Consider the following 12,049-nt stretch of genomic DNA (forward strand, 5'->3'; position numbering starts at 1 on the left):
CAAACAATGCTATCCTGTGCGCCTCCCAGGTATCCCAGCCGTACAGCACTGCCATGATCACCGAACCAGACACCGAACAAAAATCCAGCCGTGCCTCCTACGCCGACGGCCCGCGCCTGCTGGCCGACATCGGCGCCACCCACGCCCGCTTCACGCTCGAGACGGCGCCCGGCGTGTTCCGCCAGACCGCCGTCCTGCGCTGCGACGACTACAGCGGCATCGTCCCGCTGCTGAACGCGTATCTCAGCCCATCCATCGCCGAGCAGAAGGGCGAGCGCATCACGCATGCGGCCTTCGCCATGGCCAATCCGGTCAGCGGAGACATGGTGCGCATGACCAACCGCGACTGGCAGTTTTCGACCGACGAAGTGCGGCGCACGATGGGATGGTCGACCCTGGTCATCGTCAACGACTTCACGGCCCTCGCCATGGCGCTGCCGGGCCTGCAGGCGAACGACGTGCTGCAGGTCGGCGGCGGCAAGGCCCAGCCGCACGCGGTGGCGGGCGTGCTCGGCGCCGGCACGGGTCTCGGCGTGTCGGGCGTGATCCCGACGGCCGACGGCTTCGTCACCCTGGGCAGCGAAGGCGGCCACGTCAACTTCGCCCCGAGCGACGAGCGCGAGTTCGCGATCCTGCAATACGCCTGGCGCGAGTGGCCGCACGTGTCGAACGAACGCATCCTGTCCGGTCCCGGCATGGAACTGGTCTACCGCGCCCTGGCGGAGCGCAACGGCGTGCAGGCGCCCGCGCGCACGGCCGCCGAGATCGTCGCCTGCGCGCTGGACGAACGCGATGCGCTGTGCCTCGAGGTGCTCGAATGCTTCGCCGGCATGCTCGGCGGCGCGGCGGCCAACCTGGCGCTGACCCTCGGCGCCTTCGGCGGCATTTTTATTGGCGGCGGCATCGTGCCGCGCATCGCGCAGTGGTTTGCGACCTCTCCGTTTCGCGCGCGCTTCGAGGCGAAAGGGCGTTTTACGGACTACCTGGCCGCGATCCCGACCTATGTGATCATGACCCCCAATCCCGCCCTGCGCGGCGTGTCGACGATCCTGTCCGAACACCTGCGCGGGCGCAGCGGCGCGAATACCCTGATGGAGCGCGTCCAGCACCTGCAGCACGAACTGTCGCCTGCCGAGCAGCGTGTGGCCGCCCTGGTGCTCGAGCATCCCCGTAAAGTGCTGTCGGAGCCGATCGCCGAGATCGCGCGCCTGGCCGACGTCAGCCAGCCGACCGTGATCCGCTTCTGCCGCTCGCTCGGCTTCCAGGGCCTGGCCGAATTCAAATTGAAATTCGCCGGCAGCCTGACCGGTTCGATCCCGGTGCGCCACAGCCAGGTGCGCATGAGCGACAGCACCCATGACCTGTCGGCCAAGGTGATCGACAACACCGTCTCCGCGATCCTGAAATTCCGCGACGGCCTCGACGTGCACGCGATCGACCGCGCGATCGCGATGTTGAAAAATGCCGGCAAGGTCGAGTTCTACGCGATGGGCAACGCGCGCGTGGTCGCGCTCGACGGCCAGCATAAATTCTTCCGCTTCCGCATCCCGACCACGGCCCACGGCGACGCCCACCTGTTCCAGCTCGCTGCCGAACTGCTCAAACCGAACGATGTGGTCATCGCGATTTCGACGGCGGGGCAGGCGCCCGAACTGCTGTCGGCCGTGGACGCCGCGCGCCGCGCCGGCGCCGGCGTGATCGCCATCACCAGCAGCAAATCGGCGCTGGCGAAGAAGGCGGACGTCTGCCTGGCGGTCGACCACGCCGAGGACAGCACGGTCTTCCTGTCGATGATTTCGCGCATCCTGCAGCTGCTCCTGATCGACATCATGGCGGTCGGGATTTCACTCGGTGCCCAGGCGGGGCAGGATGGGGACATCGAGGCGAGGAAGCTGCTCATTTCGCACCTGGACGTGTAGCGCCGGCATGGACGACAGCAAACGCGACGAACTCCTACGAATGGGCTGGGAGATACACGCTGCCGTCGAAGAGGCTTACCGGCTTCATCCGGCGACAAGGAACGACCCCGGCGCATGGCAGGCCAGGCAGCGCCTGCTGCTGGCTGACATGGCCATCCATTTGCTGCAGACGGCGATCGGGCCCGGGGACATCGAGCTCGAGAAACTGCGAAACAACCTGCACGCGATTCTCACCATTTCAGACCAGTTCTTGCCGCAGGCCGGGTTGAAGCGGGCGACTGAAACCTTGTATGCCGGGCGCTGACATCAGGGGCGCCGCCAGCGGTATTGGTCAACAAAGGCCTGCCTGGACAAAATAGCAAGCTGGCCACTCCAGGGTGCCAGGGACAGGCTTTATGATGAAGGCCGGGCATGCTAAAGTGCAAGTTGGGCGGTTTTACAATATCCGGCAGATTTCCCGCCGCGATGCCGTCGACGTGGCTGGGAATTGATGAAAACACGCAGTTACCTCCTCTTGATGCTGGTTGCGATCATCGTGCCGGTGGCTTGCCTGGCAATCCTCGGCTTATCGATGTTGCTGCGCTTCGAGCAGGAGTCGCGTTTTCGCAGCATCGAGGAAATCGCGAAATCGACCTCCCTGATGATCGACGGCGAAATCGCCGCCGCTGAAGCATCCGTCACCACGATCGCCCATTCGCACGATCTCAGGACGGACAACTTCGAGCGCCTGTACACCCTCCTGTCCGCGACGCGGACCTCCCCCCTGAGCTGGACCCTGATCGCCGACTACGAAGGGAACGGGCTGCTCAACACGCTGATGCCCTACGGTACGCCCCTGGCCAGGCGTTCAGGGAAATGGGCGGCAATCGCCTACGATAAGCAAAAGTCGTCTGTCGGCGGTTACTTCATCGGCGCGCGGTCGCAGCGCGGCGTGGTGTCGGTCAACGTTCCGGTGCCTGCGTCGGCCGGCAAGAAATACGTCGTCACCCAGATTTTCGATCCAAACTATTTCAATAAAGTCTTCCGCAAGAACACGCTGCCCGCGAGCTGGATCGTCGGCGTGTTCGACGCGAACGGCGTCTCGATCGCGCGCAACCGCAATCCGGAGAAAATGATAGGAGGGCGGGTGCGCCCCGAACTGTTCGACGCCTCCCGCCGCCGGCAAAGCGGGCTGGTACGCCACATGACCCGGGACGGCATCGAGGTCTACGACACCTTCGTGCGCTCGGAATTGACCGGCTGGACCGTTGCCGTCGGGGTGCCGGTCGCGGAAATCGAATCGGCTGCGCGCATGACCACCTGGTTCGCCGCGATGGCCTTGTTGGGCGTGCTGGGAGGCGCGGTGGGAATTGCCGTCTTCTTCGGCCACCGGATCGACAAGTCGCTGCGCAACGCCACCCTGGCGGCCCATGCACTGGCGCTGGGACGCGTGACCCCGGCCACCCGCTCGCAGCTGAACGAAGTGAACGTGCTGCTGGAAGAACTGCACCGAAGCAGCCTGGCCCTGTCGCAGGAAAGCGCGGCGCGCGAGGCACTCGAGCGCGAGCGCGCACGCCTGTTGACGAGCGAACGCGCCGCCAGGAAGCAGGCCGAAGCCCAGAGCGACGCCAAGGACCATTTCATCTCGATGCTGAGCCATGAACTGCGCAACCCGCTTGCGGCCATCAGCGGGGCGATGTCGGTGATCCGCCTGCCGTCCATGCCGGCGGCAAAAACCGAAAAGGCCTGGGAGATCGCGACGCGCCAGTTGCGGCAGCTGACCCGAATGGTGGAAGACCTGCTCGACGTGCGCCGGGTCTTGTCCGGCAAGGTGATGATCGAGAAAGCGCCCGTAAATATCGGCAGCGTCGTGAAATTCTGCTGCGATTCCAGGATCATGGCGACAGCCTCGACGCACGAATGGCAGATCCATACCGAGGACGCCTGGGTCATGGGCGACAAGACCCGCCTCGAGCAGGTCGTCGACAACCTGCTGGTCAACGCCATGAAATATTCGCCCGAGGGCAGCACGATCAGCGTCCGCAACGACGCGGCCGACGGCATGGCGGTGATCGAGGTGATCGATAAAGGTGTCGGCATGGAGGCCGATGTTTTGCCGACCATCTTCGACTCCCTGGTGCAGGGTCCGACGACCATCGACCGTTCCCTTGGTGGATTGGGACTGGGCCTCTCGATCGCGAAAGGGCTGGTCGAACTCCACGATGGAACGATCGCTGCGCACAGCGAAGGCGTAGGCAGGGGCAGCACCTTCGTCGTACGCTTGCCGCTGGCCGAACCGGATGCGGAGGCTGTTCCTCAACCATAGAAAGGAATGCGCGCCACTGTTAGGCAAGGCACATTTGATGCGATTTGTATATTTTATAATTCGCCGACATATGCCCACTTGCCAGCGGCAGCGCCATCCAATCTTATGTAAGGGGCATTCATGCATGCCGATATTGAACGAATTAAGACGGGCATCCCGGAGCTCGACGCGGTCCTGCGCGGCGGCCTGATCCGCCGCCGTGTCCACCTGATCGAAGGCCGGCCGGGAACCGGCAAGACCACCCTCGGGCTGCGCTACCTGATCCACGGCGCCTCGCTCGGCGAAGGCTGCCTGTACCTGACTTTGTCGGAAAGCCGGGAAGAGCTGCTCGCGAACGCGCACAGCCACGGCTGGAACCTGGACGGCATCGAGATCGAGGAAATCATGCCGATCGCGCCGGACACCAGGGCCTCGCAGACGATCCTGCTGCCGACCGACAGCGAGCTGTCGGCCCTGGTGGCGCGGATCGCCGAACGCATTGCGCACAGCGGCGCCAGGCGGGTCGTCATCGATTCGATGGTCGAAGTGCGCCTGCTGGCGCGTGACAGCGCCCATTACCGGCGCCAGATCATCGACCTGCGCCAGCGCCTGGCCGAGTTCCAGGCGACCGTCATCCTGCTCGACGACCTGACCTCCGACGGCCGCGAGTTCGAGCTGCAAAGCGCGGTGCACGGCGTGGTCACGCTCGAACAGCTCGAGCGCAGCTTCGGTGCCACGCGGCGCCGGCTGCGCGTGGTCAAGCTGCGCGGCGGCGACTTCCAGAGCGGCTGGCACGACTACGCCATCAAGAAAAGCGAAATCCTGGTCTTCCCCAGCTTGATCGCCCAGGAGCACCATCGCGACGACGACGTGCTCGACATCCTCAGCAAGGTCGATAGCCTCGACCGCCTGGTCGGCGGCGCGCTCATCGCCGGCAGCTCGACGATGGTGGTCGGCCCGTCGGGCTCCGGCAAGTCCACGCTGGCCCTGCAATACGCGCTGTCGGTCGTCGAAAGCGGCCGCCAGGTCGGCTACTTCACCTTCGACGAGTCGGAGGTCACGCTGCGCTCGCGCATGGTCGAACACATGCACCAGGACGACGCGACCGACGAACAGCGCCTGTTCCACCTGCAGCGGGTCAATCCCTCGCGCATCTCGCCCGGCGAATTCATCTGGAACGTGCGGCGCCTGGTCGAGGACCGCGGCGCGCGCCTGATCATCATCGACTGCATCAATTCCTATCTCGACGTGATTCGCGAGGAAAAGTCGCTGCTGCTGCAGATGAACGAACTGTTCTCCTACCTGAGCAACATGAACGTGACCTCGATCATCGTCGGCGCCCACTCGGCCCGACTCGATACCTCGAAGGAACCGGACGCGCTCAGCATCATCACGGACAACATCATTTCGCTGCGCTACTACGAGCACGACAACGTCGTGCGCAAGGCCATCTGCATGCTCAAGCGCCGCCACGGCCGCCATGAGCACGACGTGCGCGAATTCCACCTGACCGATGCGGGTATCGAGATCGGCGCGCGGGTCGCGGTACCGGTCGTCGAGTCGGGAGGCATGCCCCTTGAGTTCTGACGCGCTCGGCGCCGTCGCGGCCATCTTCGCGCCGATCGAAGGCGACGCCCACACGCTGCGCCTGATGCTGGAAGAAGAGGGCGTGCAGGTGCAGGCCTGCGCCGACGCGCAAGCCTTCTATGCCGCCCTCGGCGACTGCACCTGGTGCGCGGTCGTCACCGAGGAAGGCCTGGACCGCTGTTCGCTCGAAGGCCTGGATGCGAGCCTGCGGCGCCAGCCGCCCTGGTCCGACCTGCCGGTGCTGACGCTGGCCGGCCCGGACGGCGGCAAGGTCGACAGCAACCGCTTCGCGCGCCTGGCGCGCATCGGCAATATCACCCTGATCGAACGGCCCACCTCGCGCGAGGTGCTCCTGATGTCGATCCGCGCGGCCCTGCGCACGCGCCGCCTGCAGTTTGCCCTGCGCGATCAATGGCAGGCCTTGCAGGAGCACGCCGGCTCGCTCGAGGAAGCGGTGCGCGAACGCACGCTGTCGCTGGAGCGCGAAGTGGGCGAGCGGCGCCGCGTCGAACGGGCGCTGGCCGAGGCGCGCCGGCTCGAATCGCTGGGCCGGCTGACAGGGGGCGTGGCGCACGACTTCAACAACATCCTGCAGGTGATCTCGGGTTCGGAGACACTGCTGCGCATGCTGCTGGCAAAGGACGCCAATCCGCGCAGCGAGCGCGCGCTCGACAGCATCCGGCGCGCCGCCGGCCACGGCGCCGCCCTGACGCAGCAACTGCTGGCCTATGCACGCAGGCAGCCGCTGAACAACGTCGCCCTCGACCTGCCCCTGTACCTGAACGCCGCCGCCGAACTGCTGCTCGGATCGCTGGGACCGGGGATCGACTTGCGGCTGCAGATCGCACCCGCGCTGTGGCCGGTGTCGGTCGATCCGGCCCAGCTCGACGCGGCCTTGCTGAACGTGGCCGTCAACGCGCGCGACGCCATGCCCGACGGCGGCAAGCTGGTGCTGGACGCGCGCAACCTGCACCTGCCCGATGCGGCCCTGCCGGAGGCGGGCGAGCTGGCCGGCGAATTCGTCTGCCTGGCGATGACCGACGAGGGCGAGGGCATGTCAGACAAGACGGCGCGCCAGGCCTTCGAACCCTTTTTCACGACCAAGGCGGTAGGCAAGGGCACCGGCCTGGGCCTGTCGCAGGTGTACGGCTTCGCCAGCCAGAGCGACGGCCTGGCCTTCATCCGGCGTGAAGCAGTGGGCACCACGGTCGGCATCCTGCTGCCGCGCAGCAGCCGCAAGGCCGAGGCGGTGCAGGGTGGCACGGCCGAGGTGGCGCCGCACTCCCTGTCCGGGGTGCGGGTCCTGTGCGTCGAGGACGATCCGGTCGTGGCCGAGACCATGTCCTCGCTGCTGGCGGTGCTCGACGCCGAGATCACGATCGTCGACAGCGCCGACGCCGCCATCGAGGCGGACTTCGACGAAGTCGACCTGGTACTGTCGGACGTCATGATGCCCGGCCGGCTGGACGGCATCGGCCTGGTGAACTGGCTCGCCAGTCACCATCCGCAGATCCCTGTGGTGCTCACCAGCGGCTACATGGTCGATCCGGGCCGCCTGCAGACCTTGCGCATCCAGTTCCTGCGCAAGCCCTATACGCTGGGTGCGCTGACCAACGCCATCTCGCTGGCGCTGTACAAGGCGGCCAGTTCCTAGGCGCCGCCCGGCTCACTCCTCGACGAACACCACGGCCGTGCGCGGCGGAATGTCGAAGCTGCCGGCGGTGCTGTCGAAGCGCGCTTGGGCGGCGCGCTTGTCGCCGGCCGTGGCGGCGGCCTGCACCGGATGCAGGCGCAGCCGCATGCCGCGCGCCGCTTCGTCGGTGACGGTGTGCGCCAGCTTGTCGACATTGATGAAGTAACGGATGCCGGTAAAACCCGCGCCTGGGTAGCCGCGCCCGTCCAAATGGGCCGCGATCACGGTCGCTTCCTGCTGCGGCCCGACGTTGAAGAAGCGCAGGCGCTGCGCCACCTCGTCGGCCGTGCGCAGGCGGAACAGCGTCGAACTGGCGCGGATCGCCAGCAGGTCGCGGAAGGCGTCGCGCGTAAAAGCGATGTCTTGCGGCTGCGGACGCAAGGCCGGGTTGGCCAGCAGCGGCTTGAACAGCGGCCAGTCCTGCGCGTTGTCCGGCGCGGGCGGCAGGCCGGTGCCGAAATGATTGGTGCGGTAGGTCCAGTCGAGGCGGTTGAACCAGTCGCCGGAATTGAAGCTGTTGCGGTCCAGCGATTTGGAACGCAGGATGTCGGAACCGGCGTGGAAATAGGCCACGCCCTGGCTGAAGGCGTTGATGGCCAGGCCGAGTACCTGCACGCGGGCGCGCTCGGGCGTGGAGGTGGCGAGCGGCAGCTTGAGGGCGTTGGCGTCGTACAGGGTCTGGTTGTCGTGGTTCTCGACATAGTTGACGGTCTCGCCGGGCTGGCTCGCATAGCCGGCCGGCTGGCCGCCGTAGTCCATCTGCGCCAGCTTGCGCGTGACGCCATCCGCATTCACCAGCGGATAGCTGCGCAGGGTGCCGGCCAGGCCCACGCGGATCATGTCGGCGGCCTGCAGCAGGTCCGAGCGCGGGCGTTTGTCCGCCCTGGCGTTGGCGTCGTAGACGAGGCCGTTGATATAACCCTGGCGCTTGATCACGGCCTCGCCCGCGTCTCCGGCACCGCCGCCGCGCGCGGCGTCGCGGGCGCGGTCGCTGAAGGTGCCGATGCCGCTGCCGTTGAGCGACAGCTGCGAGGCCTGCACGAAGCGCGCGCCGTTTTCCACCTCGCCGAAATTCCAGCCCTCGCCGATCAGCTGCACGCTGCGGCCGGCGGCCTTGTCCACCGCTGCCTGCAGGCGCTCCATCGCCGCACGCGGCTGGTGCCCCATCAGGTCGAAGCGGAAGGAATCCATGCGGTAGTGCTTCGCCCACAGCACCGCCGAATCGATCATGAGTTTAGCCATCATGCGGTTCTCGGTCGCGGTGTTGTCGCAGCAGGTCGACTGCGCCACGGCGCCGGCCGCGTCGAGCCGGTGGTAGTAGCCGGGCACAATGCGGTCGAGGACCGATTTCTCCTTCTGGCCGGCGGCAAAGGTGTGGTTGTAGACCACGTCCATGCCGACGCGCAGGCCGGCGCGGTGCAGATTCATCACCATCTCGCGCAGCTCGATGATGCGGCGTGCACCGTCGCGCGGGTCGCTGGCGTAGCTGCCTTCGGGCGCGTTGTAGTGGTACGGGTCGTAGCCCCAGTTGTAGCAGTCGGTGCGGGCGGTCTTCATGACCAGCGCCTGCTGGCGCTCGCTGCTTGCCGCACCCGCCGGTTTCGGCAGCGCGCACCCGGTCTCGGGGACGCTGGCGATGTCGTAGACGGGCAGCAGGTGGATGTCGGTGAGACCTGCTTTTGCCAGCGCCTGCAAATGGCGCATGCCGTTCGAATGCGTTTCGCCGAAGGCCGTGTACTTGCCGCGCTTGTTCACGGGCACGCTGGTGTCGTCGCGCGAGAAGTCGCGCACGTGCAGTTCGTAGACGCTCATGTCGGCCGACGCCCTGACGGTATCGGGGGCGCGGTGCATGTCCCAGCCCTGCGGCTTGAGCCTGGCCGCGTCGAGGTCGGCGATGTAGCTGCGCTTCGAGTCGGTGGTGAGGCTGACCGAATACGGATCGGTGACCAGGTTGCGCACCAGGCCGCTGCCGTCGGCAACCACGTCGACGGCATACTTGTAGTACCGGCCGGACAGGTCGCCCGCGGCCTGTGCGCTCCAGGCGCCGGTCGTTGCGTCGAAGGCCAGCGGGTGGATCGCGCGGGCGCGGCCCGTGCCCTTGTCGTAGATGCACACCGCTGCCTGCTGCGCGGTCGGCGCCCACAGTGTGAAGGTCGTGGCGCTTGCGCGCGGGATGGCGCCGAGGTCGGGGATGGCTTCGGCGGCCGCGTACAGGTCGTCGAGGGCACCGGCCGCCTGCAGGCGCGTGGCGGCGAGCACGGTACCGCTCGCGTCTTCGCGCACCAGCACCAGCTGTTCGCGGTGCAGCTGCGCGATGCGGGAGAGGTCGGCGTCGTTCAGGGCCAGCACCGGGCCGGGCGCGACGTACTTGAAGCGCTGCGCCGCCGCGGGCGGAACGGCGCCGGCCTGCACTGCAAGTTCCAGCACGCCCGCCGCGCCTTGTACCTTCGCGCCGGCGGCGGCGACGATCGCTCCGCCCGGGGAGTGGTAGAGGCGGAAGCGGCCCTCGCTTGCCATGCCGGGCCATTGGGCGAGGCGGCGATCGAGCCAGACGGCGCGCGCTTCGAGTCTGGCCGGGGCCGCGTGCAGGACCGTGGCGAAAGCGGGGCTGTCGCAGGCCTGCAGCGGAATGGCGGCGTGGGCCTTGCCGGCAAGGCCGAGGAAAGAGAGGAGGAGGGCGCGGCGGATGGATGAGCTCATGCGCCGCATTTTAAAGGATGCCGGATATCGTACTCACGATATCCGGTATTCGAGCCTGCATCAGGCCTTGACGGCCGCCGGTGCCTGCGCAGTCTCGTTGCTGCGATAGTGGTCGACCATCCTGTAGCGCTTCGCGTACAAGCCGAACGCGATCGCGGCCAGCAAGGCAAAGGCCGCGAAGAAGTACATCTGGAAGGCGATCAGGCCCAGGCCCGAGTCGCGGATCCTGCCCAGCACAGCGTCGTTCTTGACGGCCGCGTTGACGACCAGCACCCACAGGTTGCCGACCGTGACGGCCAGGCTCCACAGGGCCATGATCGCGCCCTTCATCGAGGCCGGAGCCTGGCTGTAGGCGAATTCGAGGCCGGTGGCCGAAACCAGCACTTCGCCCATCGTCAACAGCGCATACGGCAGGATCTGCCAGGCCATCGAGGTCGGGGTGCCGGCGTCCATCGAGACCTGGATGGTGCCGATCACCAGCCAGGACAGGGCCGAGAAGGCGATACCGGCCGTCATGCGGCGCAGCGGCGTCGGCGTGAAGCCGATCTTTTGCAGCATCGGGAACAGCACCAGGTTGTTGAAGGGGATGAGCAGCATGACCAGCAGGGGATTGAGGGCCTGCATCTGCGCCGGCAGCAGCGTGAACTCGTTGCCGAAGACGGAGAAGGTCGTGATCATCGAATTGGCCTGCACCACCCAGGTCGAGGCCTTCTGGTCGAACAGCGACCAGAAGGGCGTGACCAGCGAAAACACGATCAGGATGCGCAGCACCGCGCGCACGCCGTCGACCGCCTCGTCCGGATGCAGGCCGCGCGCACGCTCGAGCTGCATCGAAGTGCCGATGCCGCCGAAAGCGAGCAGCAGTACCAGGGCCGTGCAGGCCGCGATCACGAAGCCCCATTGCGGCGTCATCGCCAGCGACAGCACGGCACCCGCCACGCCGGCCAGGGCGACGGTGAGGCCGGGACGCCCTGCGCCCGGCGCATGCGCGAGCAGGGCGCTCTTCGCCACGCGCGTGAACGAATGCGGCGAGGCCGCGGCGGGCGGCACGTGCACGTACTTGCGGCGGCCGCTCCACAGCACCATGGTGGCGATGAACATCATCACGCCGGGGATGCCGAAGGCCACCGCAGGCCCGTAGTTTTTCAGGAACAGCGGCATCAGCAGCGAAGCGAAGAAGGAACCGAAATTGATGATCCAGTAGAAGGCGTCGAAAACGAGCTTCGCTTTTCCCTTGTTGGTCTGGTCGAACTGGTCGCCCACAAACGATGCGACCAGCGGCTTGATGCCGCCCGAGCCGAGCGCGATCAGGCCCAGGCCGAGGTAGAAGCCCTTGACGTTGTCCTCGAAAATGGCAAGGCAGGCGTGGCCCGCGACGTAGACGAGGCTGAGCCAGAACACGGTGTTGTACTTGCCGAAGAAGCGGTCGGCCAGCCAGCCGCCCAGCAGCGGGAAGAAGTAGACGCCGATGACGAAGGTGTGGAACACGTGCTTGGCTTCGCCCGTGCGCTCGGACTCCGGCAAGAAGAGCAGCAGGGTCGAAATCAGGAAGGGCGTGAGGATGTTGCGCATCCCGTAGAACGAGAAACGCTCGCAACCTTCGTTGGCGATGATGTAGGGGATCTGGCGGGGCATGCGTCCGCTGGTGGCGGTCGTCGTCGGCTGGCTCATGGCGCATCCTGAAATGGACAAGACGCGATCCTATGACGCCGTTGGGGTCTTTGCAACTAAAAAAATCAGCTCATCCAGAGGCTTCGTAGTTTTGCTACTTCATCCCAAAGCAGTACCGCTGGTATTTTTATTTAAGTCTTTGAATACAAAGGAAATATGCATGAAAAATGCAGCTGGGTGCGGATTGTAAAATTG

The 12,049-nt window shown here is 66.2% G+C and carries 7 protein-coding genes; 5 read left to right on the forward strand and 2 right to left on the reverse strand.

All coding sequences use genetic code 11. The features are described from left to right. Positions 1-53: 53 nt before the first annotated feature. The 5 genes from ACI48I_RS02880 to ACI48I_RS02900 all read left to right on the forward strand — a co-directional run bounded on the left by ACI48I_RS02880 (position 54) and on the right by ACI48I_RS02900 (position 7,444). A complete protein-coding gene (locus ACI48I_RS02880; RefSeq protein WP_498573284.1) occupies positions 54-1,919 on the forward strand; it encodes a glucokinase in 1,866 nt (621 codons plus the stop codon). 7 nt (positions 1,920-1,926) lie between these two features. Beyond that, positions 1,927-2,223, forward strand: coding sequence for a hypothetical protein (locus tag ACI48I_RS02885; protein WP_498573285.1), 297 nt, complete (start codon positions 1,927-1,929; stop codon positions 2,221-2,223). A 186-nt stretch (positions 2,224-2,409) separates the two neighbouring features. Next, a complete protein-coding gene (locus tag ACI48I_RS02890) occupies positions 2,410-4,224 on the forward strand; it encodes a sensor histidine kinase (protein ID WP_498573286.1) in 1,815 nt (604 codons plus the stop codon). A 120-nt stretch (positions 4,225-4,344) separates the two neighbouring features. Then, positions 4,345-5,790 (forward strand): ATPase domain-containing protein, encoded by a 1,446-nt coding sequence (locus ACI48I_RS02895; protein WP_498573287.1) that lies wholly within the window; start codon positions 4,345-4,347, stop codon positions 5,788-5,790. Further along, the gene (locus ACI48I_RS02900) at positions 5,780-7,444 is read left to right on the forward strand and encodes a response regulator (protein WP_498573288.1); all 1,665 of its coding nucleotides are present in this window, start codon (positions 5,780-5,782) and stop codon (positions 7,442-7,444) included. Before ACI48I_RS02895 ends, ACI48I_RS02900 begins: the two co-directional genes overlap by 11 nt. 12 nt (positions 7,445-7,456) lie before the next feature. On the opposite strand, the gene ACI48I_RS02905 is transcribed toward ACI48I_RS02900, so the two are convergent. Both ACI48I_RS02905 and ACI48I_RS02910 read right to left on the reverse strand, forming a co-directional pair. Then, on the reverse strand, positions 7,457-10,183 hold the full coding sequence (locus ACI48I_RS02905; protein ID WP_498573289.1) for an alpha-1,6-glucosidase domain-containing protein: 2,727 nt from the start codon (positions 10,181-10,183) through the stop codon (positions 7,457-7,459). 60 nt (positions 10,184-10,243) lie between these two features. Then, entirely contained in the window at positions 10,244-11,854 is a 1,611-nt protein-coding gene (locus tag ACI48I_RS02910; protein ID WP_498573290.1) for a POT-type proton-dependent oligopeptide transporter, read from the reverse strand. Positions 11,855-12,049 lie beyond the last annotated feature (195 nt).

The sequence above is a fragment of the Massilia sp. LXY-5 genome (assembly GCF_059801075.1).